Below are 21459 nucleotides of genomic sequence, written 5' to 3'. Positions count from 1 at the left end.
ATGCAAAAAAGAATACTCGGCACCTGGCTGCTGCGGATCAGGCGGAGCAAGCTCTCCACGCTGATGGCGGCCAGTATTATCACGTTCAATCTGATTTTTCTCGGATTCATTGTCCTGCTGGCGTACCGGACCTTCTCGGACGTAACCTTCCGCGAGATCAGTACGACCAGGCTTGCGCTGCTGAATGAGAGTACGAAGCGCGGCTTCGACTTCATGACCAATGTGTCGGGGACCGCCTACTCCATTGCAGCGAACAAGAGCGTTATTGAGGGGCTTGAGAACACGCCTGCTTCCAAGTATCAGATGATCTCCAGAAGGCGGGAGATTACGGAGATTCTCCAGCACTCGCTGGTGCTGAACGAAGGGGTAAGCTCCATTGAGATTTACAGTGATTTGTTCAGCGGGGTGCCGCAAAGCTCCACGGACCTCGTCTTTCCGGTCTCTTCGATTAAGAACGAGAGCTGGTATCCCCAGCTGAAGCAGGCGGATTCGCTCTGGGTTCCCCTGGAGGGCAGCGGCGGCGATGATGAGCCTTATCTGATCGGCCATATTCAGCATCTGTTCGGAAATGAAGGCAAAACGATCGGCTACCTTTATATCAGGCTGTCCGCAGACGATATCCTGAAACAGTTCAAGGATATTCCGGCTGTGCTGGACGGCCAGATCCATCTGGTGGATACAAGCGGCAATCTCCTGCTGCTGGTTAACAAAGAGAACGGCGCGGCGGCTGCGGACAAGGCTGTTCTGGAGGCCAAGTGGCTTAACCAGCATACGTATGAGGGCAATGAAGGCTATGAGCTGCTGAAAAAGGACGGGCAGTCCTATCTCGTCCTGTTCTCCAGACCGAGCACGATCTCCTGGCGGCTGGTCCAGGTCATACCGACGCGTGAGCTGCTGCAGGAGGTTCGTAAGGCGGACAGGCAGGTGATCGGGATCGGACTGCTCTGTCTGCTCCTGTCGGCGTTGCTGGCGTACTTCTTCATTCGTAATATGATCCGTCCGGTACGCAGGCTGATTCAGGAGATGCGGAAGCTGGAGCGCGGAGATTTCCGGGCCAGTATGAGTGAGTCGCTGACGGAGGAATACACGCAGATGTCTTACGGCTTCAACCACATGGTGAACCGGCTGCAGGAGCTGGTGCAGAGCGAGCGGGAAGCAAGCGCCGCGAAGCGGGAGGCGCAGGCCGGGCTGCTGGAGGCCCAGATCAAGCCACATTTCCTGTACAACACACTGGATATGATTCACTGGAAGGCAATGGATTACGAGGCCCAGGATATCAGCTACATGATCACCCAACTGGGCAAAATGCTGCGCATCGGCCTGAGCGGCGGCAGAATGCTCATTCGTCTGCGCGACGAGCTGGAGCATGCGCGGTGTTATGTGAGCATCCAGCAGGAACGGCTGCCGATTGCCATCGAGTACACGGAATCGATTGCGGACCCGGCGGTCCGGAGTTATTTCATTCCGAAGGTCATTCTCCAGCCGCTGATTGAGAATTCAATTATTCATGGCAGCAGGGAGCCTGGCTCCGGCCCGTTGCAGATTCACCTGGAGGTGCAAGAGATGAAGACGCCGGGAAGGCAGCCTTACTTGCAAATTACGCTGCTGGATAACGGCCGGGGCTTAGAGGAAGGCTGGTCGATGGAACAGGTGAGCGGCATCGGCACCCGGAATGTGATGAGCCGGATTCAGCTGTATTGCGGAGAACCGTACGGACTATACTTGGCCAACCGGCCGGAGAGAGGGGTTGCGGCTATGATTACGCTGCCAGTCATTGAGACGGAGGAGCAGCTGGAGCGGCTGCTGCGCGATCAGCTATGAGCCGCTCCATACTGCTCGTAGATGATGACCCGCATATTCTGAAAGCCCTTACGAGACATGTGGGCTGGGAGAAGCTGGGCCTGACTCTGGCTGGAACAGCGGTCAACGGCCATGAAGCACTGGAGCTGTTCCGTAGGCTCTCCCCCGATCTGGTGATGACCGATGTCTATATGCCGGGCATGGGCGGGCTGGAGCTTACAGAGGCACTAAGGGAGCTGGCACCGGAGCTGCCGGTTATTATTCTGAGCGGCTACGAGGAATTCGAGAATGCCCGGCAGGCGATGCGCTGGGGCGTCAGTCATTTCCTGCTGAAGCCGGCCAGGGTAGACGAGATCGAAGCTGTGCTCCGCGCTGTACTGCTGGATCTGGATGCGGGAGAGCAGAAGAAGCGGCTGGAGGAGCGTTATCAGCAGGAGATCGGCCGTACGCTTCCTTTTCTGCGGGAACGCCTGCTTATGGAGCTGCTGACCACCCGCTACAGTGCGGAGGAATGCTCTGAGGAACGGCTCGGATATCTGCAGATTACCCGTCCGCAGCGGCTGGCGGCGGCCAGTATCCAGCTTAACCGGCCTTCGCCGCTGCATAAGCTGAAGGAGCGCGAATGGCAGCTGCTGCGCTTCGGAGCGGGTAATATCTGCCGGGAGACACTCCAGCACAAGCTTGCCGGACATCCCTCTGTGCAGGGGCATGTGCTGGACTACTCCGACGATCTGCTGGTAGTGCTGCTGCTGGACCGTGAGGCGGGAGAGCCGATCCCCGTTCTGAAGGAAGTGGTTCAGGAGACGATGGATAAGATCCGCAATTACATTCAGCTTCAGGCCTATGCCGGTATCGGTTCGGTCAAGCCGGCCATCCATGAACTGATCGATTCGTACCTGGAGAGCAGAGAGGCGCTTGCTTCCGCAGAGTTTCAGGAGACCAGCCCCATTTACGCCTATGAGCCGTGCGTGAGTTCCAATCCGTGGACGCTGGAGGATTATTCCCGGCTGCTCCAAGAGTGGAATGAGGTGCTGCTGTGCCGGGATTCCTCGAAAATATGGGAGACCTGGGAGATTATCTTCGGCAGGCTCCGGCAGGATGACCAGAATAATATTCAGGATATACAGACGGTGTGTGTCGGGCTGTTCACTACATTAATGTATTACTGGAATGCCTGCTGTCCCGGCCGCACACCACCTATGAGCATGTCCGAATTCCTGCAGGCGGTGACTGGCTACTATACCTGGAGAAGCCTGACGGAGTGGATGGGCCAGATGATCCCGGCCTTTCTGACCGCAGCTTTTGCCGAGATGAACGTCAAGAAGAACCGGCTGGTGGAGAGCGTCAAAAGCTATGTGGAAGCCCACTATACCCAAGAGATCAGCTTCATGGGCCTTGCGCAGGAGCTGCATGTGCACCCAAAGTATCTAAGCCAGCTGTTCAAACGGATCAGCGGCGAGAATTTCGTCAGCTACCTGAACCAGTACCGGGTGGACCGGGCCATTGAATTCCTGCAATCCGGCCAGCATATGGTGTATGAGATCAGTGAGATGGTCGGCTTCAACAATCCCGCCTATTTCAGCCAAGTGTTCAAAATGATTACTGGGCGCAGGCCTAGTGATTATTTGAAGGGGTGAGGGTGCAATAGCGGAGCAAGGGCAGGTGCACATACTATATAAATTGAACTACTGGTTTTTATGTTTTGGGAATAGCCGTGACTCCAGAGAAGTTTTGGACTTCCGGCCGCTGTTGTATTTGAATTTCCTGAATTAAACCGCATTATGCGGTAGAAATTCAAACACAAAGGCGGTCGCTTCCGCTCCTACAGTTCCAAAATTCCCCTCCGCCCCTTTTCCTTTAACTTGAATTTTTTAGTTCAATTTATATAGTAAACACCTGCAGCCTTGCTCCGCTATTGCAGCCCGCAGGGTGAGTATAGTATATTCTTATGGAGACACAAACGAACGTTCTCATTGCCCGGCAAGTAACATTAAGTTGCGGTGCGGTGACAGGCGCTCTCATCCAAGATCTTGAGGAGTTAGTCTCTCAGGGTCTTTTATTGATTTATGGCGGGAAATCTGAGGCAGGTGGATTCCTGTTGTGCGACTGTGCGACTTCATAGACAGAAACTGTGATGATTCACGGTGATACGGACTGAGAATCCGTTATTTCTTCAAAAAGCTACTTTATGAGGCCCAAGCGGACCGGCAGGCGCTTATTTGGGTTATTCGGCCCTGAAATGAGACGATATTGTCTATTTAAGGGATTCTGTGTGGAGCCGTTTGACCGTCATATTTGCCTGATTTGTTCAGCATAACAGAATCTCAGTCCGGCAGAGCGGGCGGGGAGTAAGAGTCTGGAACGGCTGCAGCCGCTTCATAGGGTATATGATATAATGTGAGAATTACCAAGACATACGGGTGGGGCGATGAAGCATGGCTAAAGACAGGCAGGGTCTGCATTTCTCGGAGCTGGTCTGGGAGAGTACGGAGCGGAATGTGGCGATTCCGCCGCGCGGTACTGTAGATGAAGGCAGCCGGAAGCCAAAGTCAGAGCCGGTTAAGAAGGAGACGTCCGGTTACGATACAGTCCAGCTCGAGCTCTGGGATATGGAAGAGAGTGTGGAGCCGGTAACCACTACAGAGAGTGAGTTCGTCCAGCGTGCACGTGAGCTTGTAGAGCATAAGGAGCCAGCGGCGCTGTTCGTCCCGTTCAAAAGCTATTGGCCTACCTACGGGCATATGACCGGCGCGCAGAGCCGATGGTATTTTTTCTGGCGGGATGAAGTCCGGCAGGGGAGATATCCGAAGACCGATCTCTCCTATATTTTCCTGCATATCTATGAGCTGATTAACGGCGTGGGCTGGGACGAGCCTCTGGAAGGCTGGCGTCAGCTCAATCTGCTATGGGAGGCCTACCGCGACAGTTACAAACGTCTGGATCAGTACCTTGGCGGGTGGATTGCGGATTTCTCTTTTGTCCATAAGCTGGATATTCCGTTATCAGAGATTGTGGCCCGTTCGCGCGGGCTGGCGGGGGATCTGGCTGAGCTTGAACTGGTCCGCTGCCTGTCGGCTGCCCCGGAGCAGCTTAGCACCCTAGTACTGAGTGTGATGTCAGACTATGATATCAGCAAGTCGAAATTCTACACCGGCGAGGGTAAAATCGCTGCGGATCGTTATATTCCCCAGGTTGTAGCGCTAATTGATGCTTATGTCGCGCGGAAGCACGGCTCGAATCTGATCACGATGTTCCCGCCGGGTCCGCCTGTCGTCCGTGAACGTTATTTGTTCCGCAGTGCGGTATACGATATCTCCCTGCATGGCTATTCTGTTCTTGTGCCTGTTATACGGGTCAGCAAGTCCCCACCGCTGCGCAGCCTGATTACCCGCCTGTTCCGGCTGACCGAGAATAAGCTGCGGGCGCTGATGGGCTACCGGGGAAGACTGAAGGATGTCCGGGTCGATGCCGATATGGATGATCTCGTCACCCGGTTCCTGGAGCGTGAATTCCGTAAGGCGGAGCAGGAGGAGAAGGGACCGGCAGTGGTCATTGACCAGCAGAAGCTGGAGCAGCTGGCAAGCGACTCCGAGGTGGTGCGTTCCTTGCTTACGGTGGAGGACACCGGGGAACCGGGTCAGGAAGATGATGCGGAATGGACAATTGAGTCTGAAGAAGCACTTGGAGAAGCCGGATTGGCCGGTATTGGAACTGGTGCAGATGCGCATGGAAGCGCCGCAAATACGGATGCAAGAGTTGAATCAGCGGTATCAGCAAATGCGGAAAGTGTCTCCGGTAGCTCTGCAAGAGCTGAAGAGCAAGCGGTTGCGATGGTTGGTGGTGAGCGGATAAAGCGGGGCCATGAAGACCCTACAGGTAACCACCCGTCTGAAATACAGAAGCTAACCGCTTCCCTGCCGCCAGCCTCTGATAGCGAAGCGGACCGCTGGATATTGTTCGCCTCCGAGCTGACTCCGCTGCAACGGGAGGCCGTGCTGGCTCTGGCAGAGGAGGATGGTTCTGCGAAGGTGCAGCGGCTGGCTGCGGGAGCAGGAACGATGGCAGAGCTGCTCTACGATGAGATTAATGAGCTGGCCATGGACAGTCTGGGAGACCTCATCATCGACGGGGAAGAGCTGACCGAAGAATGTCTATCCATGCTGGACTATATAAAGAGGTGAAATTCGTAAATGAACCCACTCAAAATACCGAAGCGGATGACCACCGCACTCGTCAATTCGCTGACAGCGGGAGTCGTGCCGCGGATCGGGCTTGAACATATCGCTGTCGGCCGGCGTCCGGAGGTGGAGGCGATTCTCCGCGATATGGAGAACATCGCTGATGGCGGAGCCGCCTTCAAGCTGATTACAGGCAAATTCGGCAGCGGCAAAAGCTTCCTGCTCCAGATTATCCGCAACTATGCGATGGATCGCGACTTCGTGGTTGCCGATGCCGACCTGTCGCCGGAGCGGCGGCTGGTTGGCACGAAGGGCCAGGGGCTCGCCACCTACCGCGAGCTGATGAGCCATCTCTCGACCCGAACCCGCCCGGATGGAGGGGCGCTGGAAATTATGCTGCAGAAGTGGATCATGACGCTGCAGCAGGCCGTGATGCAGGAGAAGGGCTACGGCCCCGATGCACCGGAGCTGGGCGATGAGGTGGAGCAGCGCATCTATTCGGTAGCCTCCGAGATGCGCGGGCTGGTGCATGGCTTCGACTTCGCCAAGGTGCTGGCCTCCTACTGGAACGGGCACAAGCTGGCCGATGACGGACTGAAGCAGGATTCCCTGCGCTGGCTGCGGGGAGAGTTCCCGACCCGCACGGAAGCGCGGAAGGCGCTCGGCGTTGGTGTCATCATCGACGATGACAACTGGTATGACTACATGAAGCTGTGGGCGGAATTCACCGGAGCCATCGGCTATAAGGGCTTGCTGCTGTTCATCGATGAAGGGGTGAACCTCTACAAGATTACCAACAGCATCTCGCGGCAGAGCAATTACGAGAAGCTGCTGACCATGTTCAATGATACGATGCAAGGCAAGGCAGAGCGGCTGGGCATCTTCATTGGCGGTACGCCGCAGTTCGTGGAGGACCACCGGCGCGGACTGTTCAGCTATGAGGCCTTGCGTTCCCGGCTGGTGGCCGGACGTTATGCAGGCAGCGGGCTGAACAATTACACAGGGCCGATTATCGCGCTGGACATGCTATCCCATGAAGAGATTCTGATTCTGCTCCAGAAGCTGCGGGATATCCACGCGCTGCACTACGGATACGAAGCAAGACTGACGCAGGAGCAGCTGGTGCATTTCATGGAAGAGGCGGTCAACCGGCTGGGAGCTGATGAACTGCTCACCGCACGCGAGGTGGTACGGGATTTCATGGATCTGCTGCATACCCTGCACCAGCATCCGGAGCTTTCATTCGGGAAGCTGGTCGGAGAGCGGACTTCGCGGCCTGCCGAGACCGAGCAGAATGAGCTGGACGGCTTCCTGGCGGAGTTCGACCTATGAGTGATAACCCGTTCTACCGGCTGGCCCCGTTCATCAAGGAATTCATCTATAAGAACCGCTGGGATACGCTGCGCGAGGCGCAGGTCGATGCCTGCCGGGTGCTGTTTGACACGCCGCATCATCTGCTGATCGCTTCAGGGACGGCGTCAGGCAAGACCGAAGCGGCCTTTTTTCCGGCGCTCACGGAGCTGTATGAGCGTCCGTCTGCCTCTGTAGGCATCCTGTATATCGCGCCGCTGAAGGCGCTGATCAATGACCAGTTCACGCGGCTGAACGATCTGCTGCGTGAAGGGAACATTCCGGTCTGGCACTGGCATGGCGATGTGCCGCAGGCGGACAAAACCAAGCTGATGCAGAACCCTTCGGGAGTGCTGCAGATTACCCCGGAATCGCTGGAGGGCCTGCTGATGAACCGCCCGAATGCGATCCCGGCCCTGTTCCATGATCTGCGCTTCATCGTTATCGATGAAGTCCATGCCTTCATGGGTGCGGACCGCGGCATTCAGGTACTGAGCCAGCTGGCGCGGATCTCGCGGATGGCGGGCTGTCACCCGCGACGGGTCGGCCTCTCTGCGACCTTAAGCGACTACGCCTCCGTCACGGAGTGGCTGGCGGCGGGCACGCGCGAGAGCGTGGAGGTCAGCGCCCCGCAGGGCGGGCGCAAGCTGCGGTTGAGCGTGGAGCATTTCTCGTTCCCGGATGCGCGGAATGAGGAGGAGGCCGAGCACCTGGAGCGGGCACGACAGGCGTATTACGGGTTCATCTACGATCACACGCATGTCAAGAAGGCGCTCATCTTCACGAACAGCCGCAGCGATGCCGAAGAGGCCATCCTGGAGATGCGGCGCATTGCCGCTAAGCGCGGCGAGCGGGATGTCTTCCATGTGCATCATGGAAGCATTTCCGCTATGCTGCGCGAGGAGACCGAGGCCACGCTCCGTGACGGTGCGGGGCCGGCTGTAGCTGCAGCGACGCTGACGCTGGAGCTGGGGATTGACCTGGGCGAGCTGGAGCGGGTGCTCCAGCTCGGCGCGCCTTATAGCTGCGCGAGCTTCGTGCAGCGGCTGGGCCGCTCGGGCAGGCGCGGGGACGCAGCCTCCGAGATGATCTTCGTCACGCCCGAGGAGGAGGACGAGGAGGCGCAGCTCCCGGCGCGCATGCCGTGGACGCTGCTGCGGGCCATAGCCGTAATCGAGCTGTACGTACGCGAGAAATGGGTAGAGCCGCTGGTCGTGCGCCAGCTGCCGGCCGGTCTCCTGTATCATCAGACGATGAGCATTCTGAAGAGCATGGGGGAAGCAGAGCCGGAGGACTTGAAGGAGGCTGTGCTGAGCCTGCCGTCCTTCCGCAGCATCGATCCTGCTGATTATGATGACTTCATGGAGTACATGCTGGGCATGGGCCATATCGAGAAGATGGATGAGGGCAGCCTTCTGATCGGGATGGCGGGCGAGAAGATCGTCAACAACTTTCGCTTCTATGCGGTTTTTAAAGACGATGAAGAGCATGTCGTCTATAACGGGACGGAGGAGATAGGGTCCATTACCACCGTTCCGCCTCCGGGCTACTGCTTCACACTGGCAGGCAAGCTGTGGAAGGTCGAAGAGGTGGACAACCGTCATAAGGCTGTCTATGTCAAAGGCTCACGCGGCAAAGTGGACACCCTATGGCTCGGTGCAGGCGGAGATGTGCATACCCGGATCATGACGAAGATTCGCGAAGTATTAGGATCTACGGCCCTATACCCTTACCTTGCGCCAAGTGCGGCCGCCAGACTGGAACGGGCCCGGAGGCTCGCCAAGGAGAGTGGACTGCTGACGCATTCGGTTCTGCCAGCCGGGGGAGATTCCATGTTCATCCTTCCGTGGGCAGGCAGCCGCCAGTTCCGTACCCTGGAGCGCCTGCTCAAGAACAACCTGAAGGAACCTCTTGGCTTGCGTTCGGTCGTGCCTATGGAACCTTACTATATGGTGGTCGCGGGTAAAGTGGATGCAGAGAAGCTGGAGGATGAGATCATCGCCGAGACCGCTGCGGCTACGGATGCACTCACGCTCCTGAAGCCGGATGAAGCCCCTTATCTCGGCAAATACGATGAGTTCATCCCGCATGAGCTGCTGCTCAAAGCTTTTTCGCTCGATGGCCTTGATGTGCCGGGTCTGGTCAGCGTGGTCAAACAGTGGAAGCAGCCTCCGGTATAATAGATATAGCGATAGCGAATATACGGAGATGTATCTCGCTTATACAACAAGAAGCAGTCGATCCTAATCGTGATCAGCTGCTTCTTGTTTATCCACGGAAATACACGAGTAAATGGTAAATATAGGTAAATATTATGGGGTGGGTGAGGATTCTATGGAAGCAAAAGCGTTAGAGCGTTTACCAAATCCAACAATGCTACAAAAGCTAATGAAATTCCAAGCCTCACTGAATATTATTCTTTGCCAGGAGGAGTGGCTTCGTTACCATAGCTTTATTCAAGATTGGAATGAGGGTGTGTCTATGGCGAAAATAGATAATGGAGCAGGAGATCATCTATTTATTTTGTTTTCCAATGAAGGCACCATCATAAAAGGCTTCGATCACGAATCTGAATTAAGCCCGTATGCCCAAGATGAACATAAAGTATGGCAAGGGATTTATGATGACGTCCCAAAGGAATTATTATCATTACTTGAAGATGAGGCAATTGAAAAAGAAGATGTGACTTTTTGTATTTCGCATAAAAACAGTGACACCAGCTGGCACAAAGGAAAGGTTGAGATTCCAGAAGGTACAAGCGATGGTTCTGATTTTTTATTGGGCTGTATATTCCATACACCAGAGGATTTTGTGGAATTTGCAACAGATTATTTTGAATTATCCCTATCCTTAGAGGTGGTTGCAAAAATCTACGAGGATCTCCCCATTACGGAAGAGATGATTCATATCTTGAATTCCAGCTGTGACGTAAAGGAAGTTCTTCAAGAATTAGAGCTATTACCCTGAATCGTGGAACCGCACCGCCACTCTGACGTATAGATGTTTAATCATTATTCAAATTCCATTATGACGCATACAGGCGGAGGTGAACCGGACTGGAGCATTTCTATGACTTGATTCAATTGGCATTCTCCATCGCTCTTATCTATTCGGTAGTGTCGATTCCCTTCACCTACTTTTCTATGCAGGAGATCCACTGGGGCTATGAACTGGCTGCACCCGGTTTAACTTGGTCGGTAGCGGTCAGGCTGTCGCAGCCGAGCAGCATTCAGCGCTGGATCGCTCGAACCGCCAGGCGAAGAGAAGCACCTGATGACGAAGACAATCGTCCTTCCCCACATTGAGATCCATACATTCAATTAGGGAGGACAACCATGAACAAGATGAAGCTATATCCAAAATGGGCCAAGCCCATTCTCGTCCTATCGATAGGACTTATTCCGGCCATATTGCTTAGCGGCTGCTCAGCAGCATCTCAGGCCAGCCCGATTCTTGCGGATTCACCGGGGATATTCAATCACTTCTTTATCTATCCGTTCTCATATTTAATCCAATTCTTCGGGAATGCATTCCAAGGAAACTACGGCTTATCGATTGTGCTTATGACGCTCATCATCAGGCTTGCGATTCTGCCGTTAATGATGAATCAGACGAAGAAGCAAATGGCCATGAAAGCCAAGATGGCCGTCCTCCAGCCGGAGTTAACGGAGCTGAAGGAGAGGTATAAGAACGATGTCAGAGCGGATGCCGTAAAACAGCAGCAAGCCGAAATGATGCAGCTCTACCAGAAGCATCAGTTCAATCCGTTAAATATGGGATGCTTGCCGATGCTGCTCCAATGGCCGGTCACCCTGGCCTTTTACTACGCTATCCGCCGTACCCCCGAGATTGCCGCACACGATTTCCTGTGGTTCAACCTGGGGACCACAGATATGATTCTGCCGCTTATTGCCGCTGCGGTCTATTACGTGCAGTTCCGCGTATCGCAATCCGCAGCTGTACAGAATCAGCAAGGCCCGGGCAACCAATTGTCTTGGATGGGATGGTTGTCACCGGTCATGATGGGCCTGTTCTCGTTTCAGGTACCCGCAGCGTTGCCGCTGTATTGGGTGGTTGGCGGGATATTCATTATCGTGCAGACGGTCATTCTGAATAAAATGTACGCGAAGCCGGACTTAGCAGGGAATAATCTTTCTGCAAGTGTAGAAGATTGATCTTGGATTCCGCTTAAACAACGTTTCGTTTGCGGAGCGTCCACCCAAGTGCTTACGTAAATCTTACTCCTATTTAAGAGCTGTCCTAAGCAGTCAATTCATGGCTTCTGGGACAGCTTCTTGTCGAGCAAACATAAATGACTATATATAAATACACGAGGTGACTCCAAATGAATTCACTTATAAGGGTAAGGCTGGCGTCCATAGCAGATGCTGAGGCACTGTCGGGACTCAACCAAGAGTTCAACGGCGGCGTCCGCAGACCCCCGGCCCAAATTATTGAACATCTACATACTAACCGTAACGAATGTATTGCTGTAGCTGAATTGAACGGTACCATCGTGGGTTTTGGCTGCGCCCAAAGCCTGTATTCTTTTTGCTATGAAGAGCCTTATGGAGAAATTACAGAACTCTATGTGCAAGATACCGCCCGGAGAAAGGGAGCTGCCAGAGCCATTATCACTTGTCTGGAAGACGAGCTTAGAGTGCGTGGAGTGAAACGGGTTAAGGTATTGACGGGCAGAAGGAACGCTGCGGCCATTCGGACCTACGAAGATTGCGGCTATGTCAAAGACGATGAACAGATGTTAGAGAAAGAGCTGGCGGATGAAGCCCGCCCAAGCACACCCTAGAAAAAACAAACCTCATTTCTGCAGTTCCCACCTTGCCCGAAACGCTCCCCCTGATGATAATTAGCTTATCACGACAGAGGGGGCTTTAATGAATGGTCAACAGAAAAATGAAGCAAACCGCTACCGTCGCGTTCGCCGCGCTAATGGCAGTTAGCCTTGCCGCATGCGGGAACTCAGACAACAACGCCAATACCAAGGCTAAGGACACCGCCGCACCGAACGCCGCCACAGGCAGCGGCAATGCCGCAGCTACAGACGCACCGAAGGACAAAGAGGTAACGCTTACTTTCCAGAACATCTACCCCGATCCCGCAACGCCCAACTACAAAATGATCCGTGAGCTTACGGACGCCTACATGAAAGAGCATCCCAATGTGAAAATTGAACTCGACACCCTGAATACGGACCAGCAGAAGGTGAAGCTGAAGACACAGGCTGCCTCCAAAGAAGTGCCGGACATCACCATCGTGAACCCGGCAGCGCAAATGAAACCGTTTGTGGATGCCGGATTATTCGCTCCGCTGAACGACATGCTTGAACAGAATGGCCTGAAGGACACGTACCAGAAGGGCCTCCTCGATTACTACAGCTTCGACAATAATGTGTATGCCATCCCCGACGGCAACAACATTGAAGTCGTCTACTACAATAAAGACCTGTTCGCCCAAGCCGGCATCGCGGCCCCTCCAACTACCTTCGAGGAGATGCTGAAGGATGTGAAGATCCTGAAGGATAAGGGCATCACACCACTGGCTATAGGCGAAAAGGATTCCTGGACCGGCTCGTTCCTGTTCATGAACATTCTGCTGCGCACCAACGGCGGCCCCGGCTTCCTGCAGGATGTGCTCGATGGCAAAAAGACCTTTGAAGATCCTGCATTTGTCGAAGCGGTTGATGCCTTCCAGGCTCTGGTTCAAGCGGGCGCTTTCCCTGACGGTGCCACCTCTATTGATGCCAATGCGGGCGGAAATATTTTCAAAACAGGCAAAGCTGCTATGTGGTCGATCGGTTCCTGGGAGACTGGCGCGATTGATGCTTCCCCGGTTGCCGGTAAAGTAGGGGCCTTCCAGTTCCCGACAGTGAACGGCAAAGGCGATCCCAACGAATTCATGCTCGCCCCCGGCAGCGCCTTCGCTATATCTGCGAACAGTGAGCATCTGCAGGAAACCAAGGACTTCCTCAACTTCTTCGGCACCCAGTATCCCAAGAAGCAATTTGAGCTGAAGAACGCTGTAGGGATCGGCCAAAAGGTAGACGGCGACCTCAAGGCAGCCGGGTACTCGGATCTGGCCGTGAACATTGCCGGACTGTTCAACCAAGTGAAGGGCGGCGACCTGGCATTCGATAACACCATGAACCCTGCAACTGCACAGGTCCACCTCAGCAGTATCCAGAACCTGTTCGTCCAGAAGATGGATTCCAAGGCGGTAGCCAAAGAGCATCAGGCTGCGTTCGAAGCCAACAAATAAGCCGCTTAGTTTCAAATGTCCACGTAACTTAAGCCAGATCGTTACTGCAAATGGAAAGCTGTTCTACTCGATGCGAAGCAAGCCGATCAGGCTACTTCGCATCGGGTTTATCATGCACTTTAATAAGTTAATGACATTAATCATTAATATTATGAATTAATAGACAAAGAAGAATCTGCTTGATTAGGAGGCGGGAAAGATGAAAGTCCTTAAGGTGCCGGCATACACAATCGCCGTCTTCATAGTGCCGTGTCTGCTGCTCTATGTGTGCCTGGTATTCGTACCCATACTGGTCTCATTATACACCGGCTTATTGCAGTGGGACGGTCTGACAACCTCTCAGTTTGTCGGCTTCGGCAACTTCAAGAATATGTTCTGGCATGACCCGGTGTTCTGGCCTTCTGTGCGGAGAACGCTGCTGTATGCTGTGGCTTCCATGCTGGAGATCCCGCTCTGTCTGGGGATGGCGATCCTGCTTAACCGCTATCTGCGCAGAGCCAACACGCTGGTGTCGATCTACTTCACGCCGGTCATCTTATCGGTCGTTATTATTGGACAACTCTGGAAGACCATCTATAATCCTACTTCGATGGGGGGCATGCTGAACGGTGTGCTGGTGTCCCTGGGGCTGGAGAGCTGGACGCATAACTGGCTGACCGAGCCTAATATCGCCATGTATTCTCTGTATCTGGTCTCCCTGTGGCAATATTTCGGCTACCATCTGCTGATCCAGTACACCGGGGTGCAGAACATTCCCGACGAGCTGTACGAAGCGGCCCGGATTGACGGAGCGGACGGCTTCAAGGCGGATCGTTATATTACGCTTCCGCTGATCATTCCGATTTTCAAAATCTCGATAATCCTGGCGTTTATCGGGTCCCTGCAAGCCTTCGACCTGGTGATGGTCATGACTGGCGGCGGTCCGGCGCATGCAACGGATGTAATCTCCACCCATATGTATAACAGCTCCTTCTTATCCTTCAAGTATGGCTACGGCAGCGCGATTGCGACGTTCCTCGTGGTGGTCTGTCTGATTTTTACAGGCATCATTAATATGATCTTCAACCGGCTTGAGCGACAATTCGAATAGTAAAGGAGTGCGCGGACCATGCGTATGCTTAAAAAAGGAATCGTGTATCTTCTTTTTGCCATTCCTGTCATTACCCAGCTCTACCCGCTGCTGTGGCTGCTGCTGTACTCTCTGAAGACGAACGAGGAGATTCTGGACGGGAGCTTCTTTTCTTTGCCCCATAAATTCCAGTGGCATAACTATTACGAGGCTTACACCTCGGGCAGCTATCTGAAGTACCTGTCGAACAGCGTGTTCGTTACTGGCCTTACGATGATTTGTGTCATTCTGCTGGCTTCGATGGCAGCCTATGCAATCTCCCGGTTCCGGTGGAGGTACGGCAATGTCGTGATGACCATTTTCCTGATGGGGATGATGATTCCGATGCAGGCCACGCTGCTGCCGCTGATGATTATTTTCAAAAACATGCATATCCTCAACACGCACTGGTCGCTGATTCTGCCGTATATCGCGTTCTCAACTCCCATCGCCGTGTTCATCTTGAGCGGCTTCATGAGAGCTATTCCACATGAGATTGAAGAATCGGCGTTCATCGACGGGGCGAGCGTGTACCGGATCTTCCGCAGCATTATTCTGCCGGTGTCCATTCCGCCTGTTATGACTGTATGTATCTTAACCTTCATCAACATCTGGAACGAGTACATCCTGGCCGCCACGTTCATCTCGTCTGAGAAGCTCAAAACCCTTCCATTCGGGGTCTACACCTTCGTGAGCCAGTATTCGGTCAACTACGGCAATATCGGGGCCTTCCTGGTGATGGGCGCGCTGCCGGTGATTCTGATCTACTTCTTCCTGTCGAATCAGATTACCAAAGGGATGGTGGCAGGAGCGGTTAAGGGATAAGGTGCGGTGTGCTGCATTCTCTCATTGCATAAAAATGGGAAAGTTTTATAATAGGAAACGGCAGAACAGGGTGCGCAAAGGGGAGAGTCTTATGAAGCTCGGCTTTCATTCCATTCATCATCGGTTGTTCTTGCTGTTTCTTTTTTGCATGTCCAGTATTCTGCTTATTGTCAGCCTGCTGTACTATAACCGGACTACAGATCAATTGCATGAGAAGATCGGTGATTTGTCGCAAAAAAACGTCGCCCAGAGCGCAGGCTTATTCACGCTACTCTATAAAGGGTATGACGCTTTGTCCAAATCGCTCAGCAATAACTTCGAGATGATCCGCTTAATTAATGAGAAGACGGACGGGCCGGCGGTGGCCTATATCAATGAGCAGACGGTGACGAATATCATCGGCTCGATTTTTTATTCGCGGGATGATCTGGTGGGCATCCATGTGATTACCGACCGAGGTAAGATCTACAACTATGGCAACTATATGAATGTGGTCGATCCGGATTACAGGCAGGAGGACTGGTACCGGCAATTGCAGGCTTCCTCGGGGAAAATGGTCTGGCTCGGGGTGTATCCGCACTCCCTGATCGACCAGGTGGAGGATAGCCCGGTCTTCGCCTTCGGGCGGCAGCTCTATGATCTGAATGAGCATAAGCCGATCGGCATCGTGCTGTATGAGACGGACCCGAAGCCGGTGCTGGATGCGCTGGAGAATCTGAAGCTGGGCGCGCACAGCCAGGTCTACCTGATGTCCCCGGATGGACGGTTTGTCACCTCGGCCACCGATCCGCAGCCGGACGCTGCCCGTCTGCCTAAGCTCCCCGCTTCGGAGCAGGTGATGGTTCAGCAGGAGCGCGGGCAACTGGTGGTGGCGTCCAAGCTGTCTTTCTCGGGCTGGTGGGTGATGAGTATTACTCCGGACAAGGATTTGAACGTGGAGCTGGTGGAGCTGAAGCGTTATCTCTTGATCGTGATCTCGGCGCTGATTCTGGTCTCTACGCTGATTGCGTCGATCGTATCGCAGACCATCTCTTCGCCGCTGAAGAAGCTGATCCGCGAGATGCGGCAGGTGGAGGTGGGGAATTTCGGCGGCATGGTCAAGGTCTCTTCGTATCAGGAGATTAACATTCTGGTCGCTTCGTTCAACCGGATGGTCCGGCGGATCGAGGAGCTGATTGAGCGGGTCAAGCTGTCCTCGGTCAGCGAAAAGAATGCGGAGCTGCATGCCCTGCAGTCTCAGGTGAACCCGCATTTCCTCTACAATACGCTGGATATGATCTACTGGATGCTGGATGAGGAGGGCAATGAACAGCTTGGCGAGCTGGTGCTCTCTCTGTCTTCGATGTTCCGTTACAGCAGCCAGTGGGAAGACGGAGCCGATGTGAGCTTGAGCGAGGAGCTGGAGCAGATCGGGCATTATCTCAAAATTATTTCGATCCGGCTGGAGGGCCGCCTCGTGATTGTGACAAATATTGATGAACGCTGGCTGAACATCAGGGTCCCGAAGATGACGGTGCAGCCGGTCATTGAGAATGCGGTCAAGCACGGACTGGAGCCGCTGTCGCGTCAGGGGATTCTCAAGGTCTACACCCGGCAGGAGGGCGATCATCTTGAGCTAATTGTAGAGGATAACGGGGATGGAATGAACGGGGAGCAGCTGGCAAGGCTACAGGAGTCGCTGAATGTGGATAGTCCAGATAGTGCGGGCGCCAGTGGCAGAGAAGGCGGCAAAAGCGGGATCGGACTCCAGAATCTGCACCGCCGCCTGCGGTTCATGTTCGGAGAGGGCTACGGTCTGCAGATTCAGAGCTTCCCCGGTGAGGGGACGCAGGTGGCTATCGTGCTGCCTATTCCAGTGGAGGGAGAGCTGCTGAAGTGAATATTCTTATCGCCGATGATGAACGGGCCATTCGTGAAGGCATCAAGCGTACGATCAAGCAGATTAGTGCAGATCACCAGGTGTTCGTGGCCGGCCGGGCGGAGGAAGCGGTGAAGATTCTGGAGGAGCAGCATATCCATATCGTGCTGACCGATATTTTGATGCCGGGCATGAACGGGCTGGAATTCATGAAAATCTCGAAGCGCCGGTATCCGTACGTGAAATGGATTGTCATCTCTGCCCACAGCGAGTTCGCCTATGCCCAGGAAGCGGTTCGGCTGGGCGCGCGCGACTATCTGCTGAAGCCGATTGGCAAGCATAAGCTGACCGGGCTGATCGACAGCCTGACGACTGAAATCCAGCAGGATAACCAAATCTCGCGGCAAGGCGAGCGGCTGAAGGCCAGTCTGCGGTTCCTGCGCGAGGGGGTGTTTCAGCGGCTGGCCTCGGGGCTTGATATCGGGAATCTGGACATCGACACGTTCATTGAAGATTATCATTCCTTCTATCTGGTCATGATTCAACTGGAGCCGGGGGATCAGAGCGCCCGTCTGGAGCATTTCATTGTGGAGAATGTTCTCTCTGAGCTGATCGAGCGGTATGGGCGGGGCTTCGTGGTCAGCTATGACCGCCAGCACCTGCTGGGCCTGATCTCACCGGGCGAGAGTGTGCGGATAGAGCAGTTCCAGGAGGAGGTGAAGACGCATCTGACGCATTATTTGAAAATCCCTTTTCAGATGATCCATTCCGGGCTGAGCTGTGACTTCCATACGGTGCCGCAGATCGTGAAGCGGATGCGTGAAGCTTCGGCCTTCCAGGGACCGCCGCTAGAACCCATGAAGGGGAGTGGAGAGAAGGCGATTGAAGTGGCGCTGCACTACATCAAGGAGCATTTCTACGAGGAGCTGTCGCTGGAGAGAATCGCTTCGGTGGTGTTCCTGAATCCGGCGTATTTCAGCCAGCTGTTCAAGCAGAAGACGGGGCAGGGGTATAAGGAATACGTCACCTCGCTGCGGCTGGAGCAGGCGAAGCTGCTGCTATTGAACCCGGGGCTGAAGCTGGCTGAGATCGCGGAGCGGGTAGGCTACCAGGACATGCGCCATTTTACCCAAATGTTCCGCAAGAAATACCAGCTGACCCCCACCGAATACCGCCAAGCGGAGAGCATCAGCATTCTTAGGAGCAGGGGTACTCTGTGAGAATGTCTGCTACTTCAATTCTTCCGTTAATCAACAGCTCTGGAAGCGCATTATTGATATTACCTTTCCAGTATTCTCTGGCTTGTTCGATTTTACGGGAGAATGGAGCCGCGTCTTCCATGGGCAACAGACTGCCGTCCCCTTCAAAAATGGCTCCAGTGACTTTAAGTCTCACGATCTGCAACACTTTCCGGTGATACGAATCGAATATGTTTTTCCACATCAGGGCGTCTTCATAGCTCTTCGCTGCGTATAAGCAAGACAAACGTGAAGGATACTCCGGATGTTCCTGTAGCCTAACCATTTCAACGATAACCTCCCGAACCGCTCTGATGGTCTGCTCCGCATACTTAACCGTAACATCTGCATCTTCTTTATCCAATTTCAAACCGTCCTCAGTATAATTGCCGTGCAGGATCTGCATAACGTCTTCACCTTTGGAATTCATCTGTTCTTGCTCGAAAAAGAAACGATACAAGGTGTTTTTCTGCTGGTTGTCAAAATTAATGATTTGATTCAGGGCCATCTTCTTCCGGGTTACAAGGTGGTAAACGTACCTTTCGCTTGCTTGCATAGTCGGCCTCCTAGTAGAGCATCAGATTAAAAAGGATGGATAAGCTTGTTAAACCCTGTCAACCCAAAATCTAACGGACCGGAGAGATCTTATCCCCGCGAAAACGCCACTTTTTGCAGCTTAAGGGACTCAGGCGACCTTATAGTCTCTCTCTGAGACGTTTCGGAGCTGACGTGCCAAGGATAAGACCTGTGGAGTCCGTTACTCGCCCAATAGGCGACTTTCTTCCCAAATAAAAGCACCTCAGTCCGTTACGCTAAGCCAAACGCCCTTGAAGAACACCATCAATAATTAACCCAATGCTCCAGCGTGACAGCGCGGGTAAGTCCAATGGATTCGGCGAGGCGGATGGAGGGGAGATTGTTCTCCAGCACCTGATACCTGGGAATGTAGCCCCGCTTGAGGGTGTGGAAGACTGCTGTGCGGACTACGCGCTGTGCCAATCCTCGCTGTCTGGCAGCTTCTATGGTGCGTACGCCGCCAATCTCCCAGATTCGCTCCTCATTGCGGTACACCATACATGTACTGAGTGGCTTATCCCCTTCAAACAACGTCACAGCGAACGCCCCGTCTTCAAAATAATGCGTGATCTCCTCTAGCGAATAATCATTCGCCATCCACAGCGGCAGCAGCCGTTCATCGATAGCTTCACTGACCGTGCAGGCTTCATCTGCGCTGAACCTCTGGCCTTCGGCTGAAGAATAAGAGTAGAGACTGCGGACCCGCCGCAGCGTGAAATACGGTTCCAGTGCCTCCCGGTACGCATCCTCCTGAAGCTTGAAGACCAGGTTGGTGTCCTGCGGCAGCCGCTTGAGCAGGGCCGGGAAGACCTCAGGACTGCTGTAGTCCATCAGTACAACGGTGTCAGCCTCCGGGTAGGTCCGGTGATCATAGCCGAAGGTGGCCGCAGGCATAAGCAGCAGCACGCCCCACTCATCCAGCTGTTCAATCAGCACGCTGTCGATCTGAGCATGATACGCCGTCATCATTTTGAGCAGCGTCACATTCTTCAGCGGGTTCCGGCGTAATTTCTCCATTATGGCTGTATAGTGACTCAAGCGGGATCACTCCTTTTGCTCAGATTCATTGATTGTTCAATATCATTCAGACGCTTGAACAGACTATCGTATTGGGATAACAGTGCGGGATCATCTACCTGGACACCGGATCTGTAAAAAAGGATATCGCCCGTTCCCTCATTGATCCGGCCCCCCGCTTGAAGAATCTGCTTCAAATGTCTGGCGGTTCCGAGACTGCCTGAGATGAAGTCAACCGTATCAGGGAATATCTTCCGCAGGCTTTCCTCGAAGTAGGGGAAATGGGTGCATCCAAGAACCACTGTGCTGTACCGCTCAAGGTCCAAGTCTGCCAGCTCACTAGTCAGGTAGGGAATGATTCTCTCTTCGTCAAAATCAAAGCGCTCCGCAAATTCAACCAGCCCGGGCAGCGGCAGACTGTCTACAATCTCCCCGTGATCGATACGGTGCACCAAATCATGATACTTCTTCTCCTGCAGCGTTAAGCGGGTGGCGAGTACCAGCACCTTCTTCTGCTTGCCCTCCGATTGTTCAACCGCAGGCTTCACTGCCGGCTCGATCCCGAGGACCGGAAAGTAATACCGCTGCCGCAGCTCTTCAATCACGATGCTGGTGGCTGTGTTACAAGCGACCACCAGCGCTTTTATATGCTGACTGGCTATGAAATCCACCGCTTGCAGGATGTATTCTCTGACCTCGTCTTTCGTCTTCTCCCCATAGGGCACATGGTCGGTATCTGCATAGAAGAGGTAGTCCTCTTGCGGCAAGAGCTTAAGCGCCTGATGAAGCACGGTTAACCCGCCAATGCCGGAGTCAAAAAATCCAATTCGCATACGTCCACTCTTTTCTTGATGATTCTATTCCATAGATTATACTTGTAGGGTATCCATTACGGGATGGGCGTGACTCCAGAGATATTCTATTTCTATCATTAAGTTTATAGTATAACTGCTCTGCACAGCAAAAGACCAGGCTGTTCCCTCATGCAATGGGAGAAGCCTGGTCAGCGAGCATAGCAATGCGTTAATCAGCTCTCGTTCTTAGTAACGCCGTTCAGACTCGGCACGACATCTGCCGCTTTATCAGGAGTCACCATCTGGGGGATTTCGCTGATGCTGGCGTGATTCTGCTGGTTGTTTTTTGAATCGGCGCGGTTATCTGCACGGTCATGCTTCGGGTCTGCACTATTCTTGGGCATACTGTTCACCTCCGTCCCTGCGGGTTAGTATGAGA

At 53.8% G+C, this 21459-nt stretch carries 18 protein-coding genes; 14 read left to right on the top strand and 4 right to left on the bottom strand.

Annotated elements, in window-relative coordinates:
• From MKX63_RS29455 to MKX63_RS29390, 14 genes are all read left to right on the top strand, one after another.
• Positions 1 to 1821: a cache domain-containing sensor histidine kinase gene (locus MKX63_RS29455; protein WP_341022192.1), complete on the top strand. Its 1821-nt coding sequence runs from the start codon at positions 1 to 3 to the stop codon at positions 1819 to 1821.
• Positions 1818 to 3437: a response regulator gene (locus MKX63_RS29450; protein ID WP_341022191.1), complete on the top strand. Its 1620-nt coding sequence runs from the start codon at positions 1818 to 1820 to the stop codon at positions 3435 to 3437. The genes MKX63_RS29455 and MKX63_RS29450 overlap by 4 nt, the downstream gene beginning before the upstream one ends.
• Before the next feature lie 798 nt (positions 3438 to 4235).
• Positions 4236 to 5981: a TerB N-terminal domain-containing protein gene (locus MKX63_RS29445; protein WP_341022189.1), complete on the top strand. Its 1746-nt coding sequence runs from the start codon at positions 4236 to 4238 to the stop codon at positions 5979 to 5981.
• Positions 5982 to 5990: 9 nt separating this feature from the next.
• On the top strand, positions 5991 to 7310 hold the full coding sequence (locus tag MKX63_RS29440) for an ATP-binding protein (RefSeq protein WP_341022188.1): 1320 nt from the start codon (positions 5991 to 5993) through the stop codon (positions 7308 to 7310).
• On the top strand, positions 7307 to 9508 hold the full coding sequence (locus tag MKX63_RS29435) for a DEAD/DEAH box helicase (protein WP_341022187.1): 2202 nt from the start codon (positions 7307 to 7309) through the stop codon (positions 9506 to 9508). The genes MKX63_RS29440 and MKX63_RS29435 overlap by 4 nt, the downstream gene beginning before the upstream one ends.
• A gap of 112 nt (positions 9509 to 9620) precedes the next feature.
• Positions 9621 to 10295, top strand: a complete 675-nt coding sequence (locus tag MKX63_RS29430; protein WP_341022185.1) for a hypothetical protein — start codon at positions 9621 to 9623, stop codon at positions 10293 to 10295.
• Positions 10296 to 10402: 107 nt separating this feature from the next.
• Positions 10403 to 10633 (top strand): hypothetical protein, encoded by a 231-nt coding sequence (locus MKX63_RS29425; RefSeq protein ID WP_341022183.1) that lies wholly within the window; start codon positions 10403 to 10405, stop codon positions 10631 to 10633.
• Between the two features lie 30 nt (positions 10634 to 10663).
• A complete protein-coding gene (yidC, locus tag MKX63_RS29420; RefSeq protein WP_341022181.1) occupies positions 10664 to 11503 on the top strand; it encodes a membrane protein insertase YidC in 840 nt (279 codons plus the stop codon).
• 170 nt (positions 11504 to 11673) lie between these two features.
• Positions 11674 to 12135, top strand: a complete 462-nt coding sequence (locus MKX63_RS29415; RefSeq protein WP_341022179.1) for a GNAT family N-acetyltransferase — start codon at positions 11674 to 11676, stop codon at positions 12133 to 12135.
• A gap of 92 nt (positions 12136 to 12227) precedes the next feature.
• Positions 12228 to 13604, top strand: coding sequence for an extracellular solute-binding protein (locus MKX63_RS29410; RefSeq protein ID WP_341022178.1), 1377 nt, complete (start codon positions 12228 to 12230; stop codon positions 13602 to 13604).
• Between the two features lie 199 nt (positions 13605 to 13803).
• On the top strand, positions 13804 to 14694 hold the full coding sequence (locus MKX63_RS29405) for a carbohydrate ABC transporter permease (RefSeq protein WP_341022177.1): 891 nt from the start codon (positions 13804 to 13806) through the stop codon (positions 14692 to 14694).
• Between the two features lie 18 nt (positions 14695 to 14712).
• On the top strand, positions 14713 to 15537 hold the full coding sequence (locus tag MKX63_RS29400) for a carbohydrate ABC transporter permease (protein WP_341022175.1): 825 nt from the start codon (positions 14713 to 14715) through the stop codon (positions 15535 to 15537).
• Between the two features lie 91 nt (positions 15538 to 15628).
• The gene (locus MKX63_RS29395; protein ID WP_341022173.1) at positions 15629 to 17416 is read left to right on the top strand and encodes a cache domain-containing sensor histidine kinase; all 1788 of its coding nucleotides are present in this window, start codon (positions 15629 to 15631) and stop codon (positions 17414 to 17416) included.
• Positions 17413 to 18615 (top strand): response regulator, encoded by a 1203-nt coding sequence (locus tag MKX63_RS29390; protein WP_341022171.1) that lies wholly within the window; start codon positions 17413 to 17415, stop codon positions 18613 to 18615. The genes MKX63_RS29395 and MKX63_RS29390 overlap by 4 nt, the downstream gene beginning before the upstream one ends.
• On the opposite strand, the gene MKX63_RS29385 is transcribed toward MKX63_RS29390, so the two are convergent.
• From MKX63_RS29385 to MKX63_RS29370, 4 genes are all read right to left on the bottom strand, one after another.
• Positions 18593 to 19189, bottom strand: coding sequence for a DUF2441 domain-containing protein (locus MKX63_RS29385; RefSeq protein ID WP_341022169.1), 597 nt, complete (start codon positions 19187 to 19189; stop codon positions 18593 to 18595). The two genes, MKX63_RS29390 and MKX63_RS29385, sit on opposite strands and share 23 nt — an antisense overlap.
• 284 nt (positions 19190 to 19473) lie before the next feature.
• Complete coding sequence (locus tag MKX63_RS29380; RefSeq protein ID WP_341022167.1) at positions 19474 to 20226, bottom strand: GNAT family N-acetyltransferase; 753 nt, start codon at positions 20224 to 20226, stop codon at positions 19474 to 19476.
• Positions 20227 to 20243: 17 nt separating this feature from the next.
• On the bottom strand, positions 20244 to 21059 hold the full coding sequence (gene murI, locus MKX63_RS29375; RefSeq protein ID WP_341022166.1) for a glutamate racemase: 816 nt from the start codon (positions 21057 to 21059) through the stop codon (positions 20244 to 20246).
• 194 nt (positions 21060 to 21253) lie between these two features.
• Positions 21254 to 21424: a hypothetical protein gene (locus MKX63_RS29370; protein WP_200869561.1), complete on the bottom strand. Its 171-nt coding sequence runs from the start codon at positions 21422 to 21424 to the stop codon at positions 21254 to 21256.
• Positions 21425 to 21459 lie beyond the last annotated feature (35 nt).

Origin of the sequence: Paenibacillus sp. FSL R7-0179, from assembly GCF_038002265.1 — a bacterium.
GTDB lineage: Bacteria > Bacillota > Bacilli > Paenibacillales > Paenibacillaceae > Paenibacillus_AQ.
The sequence above is the reverse complement of the archived record's forward strand: the minus strand, read 5'-3'. Positions and strand labels throughout refer to the sequence as shown.

Coding starts and splice junctions, on each gene's coding strand:
- murI (WP_341022166.1), bottom strand. CDS start 21,059: ATGCGAATTGGATTTTTTGACTCCGGCATTGGCGGGTTAACCGTGCTT.
- MKX63_RS29410 (WP_341022178.1), top strand. CDS start 12,228: ATGGTCAACAGAAAAATGAAGCAAACCGCTACCGTCGCGTTCGCCGCG.
- MKX63_RS29380 (WP_341022167.1), bottom strand. CDS start 20,226: ATGGAGAAATTACGCCGGAACCCGCTGAAGAATGTGACGCTGCTCAAA.
- MKX63_RS29440 (WP_341022188.1), top strand. CDS start 5,991: ATGAACCCACTCAAAATACCGAAGCGGATGACCACCGCACTCGTCAAT.
- MKX63_RS29435 (WP_341022187.1), top strand. CDS start 7,307: ATGAGTGATAACCCGTTCTACCGGCTGGCCCCGTTCATCAAGGAATTC.
- yidC (WP_341022181.1), top strand. CDS start 10,664: ATGAACAAGATGAAGCTATATCCAAAATGGGCCAAGCCCATTCTCGTC.
- MKX63_RS29400 (WP_341022175.1), top strand. CDS start 14,713: ATGCGTATGCTTAAAAAAGGAATCGTGTATCTTCTTTTTGCCATTCCT.
- MKX63_RS29455 (WP_341022192.1), top strand. CDS start 1: ATGCAAAAAAGAATACTCGGCACCTGGCTGCTGCGGATCAGGCGGAGC.
- MKX63_RS29385 (WP_341022169.1), bottom strand. CDS start 19,189: ATGCAAGCAAGCGAAAGGTACGTTTACCACCTTGTAACCCGGAAGAAG.
- MKX63_RS29370 (WP_200869561.1), bottom strand. CDS start 21,424: ATGCCCAAGAATAGTGCAGACCCGAAGCATGACCGTGCAGATAACCGC.
- MKX63_RS29450 (WP_341022191.1), top strand. CDS start 1,818: ATGAGCCGCTCCATACTGCTCGTAGATGATGACCCGCATATTCTGAAA.
- MKX63_RS29415 (WP_341022179.1), top strand. CDS start 11,674: ATGAATTCACTTATAAGGGTAAGGCTGGCGTCCATAGCAGATGCTGAG.
- MKX63_RS29405 (WP_341022177.1), top strand. CDS start 13,804: ATGAAAGTCCTTAAGGTGCCGGCATACACAATCGCCGTCTTCATAGTG.
- MKX63_RS29430 (WP_341022185.1), top strand. CDS start 9,621: ATGGTAAATATAGGTAAATATTATGGGGTGGGTGAGGATTCTATGGAA.
- MKX63_RS29445 (WP_341022189.1), top strand. CDS start 4,236: ATGGCTAAAGACAGGCAGGGTCTGCATTTCTCGGAGCTGGTCTGGGAG.
- MKX63_RS29395 (WP_341022173.1), top strand. CDS start 15,629: ATGAAGCTCGGCTTTCATTCCATTCATCATCGGTTGTTCTTGCTGTTT.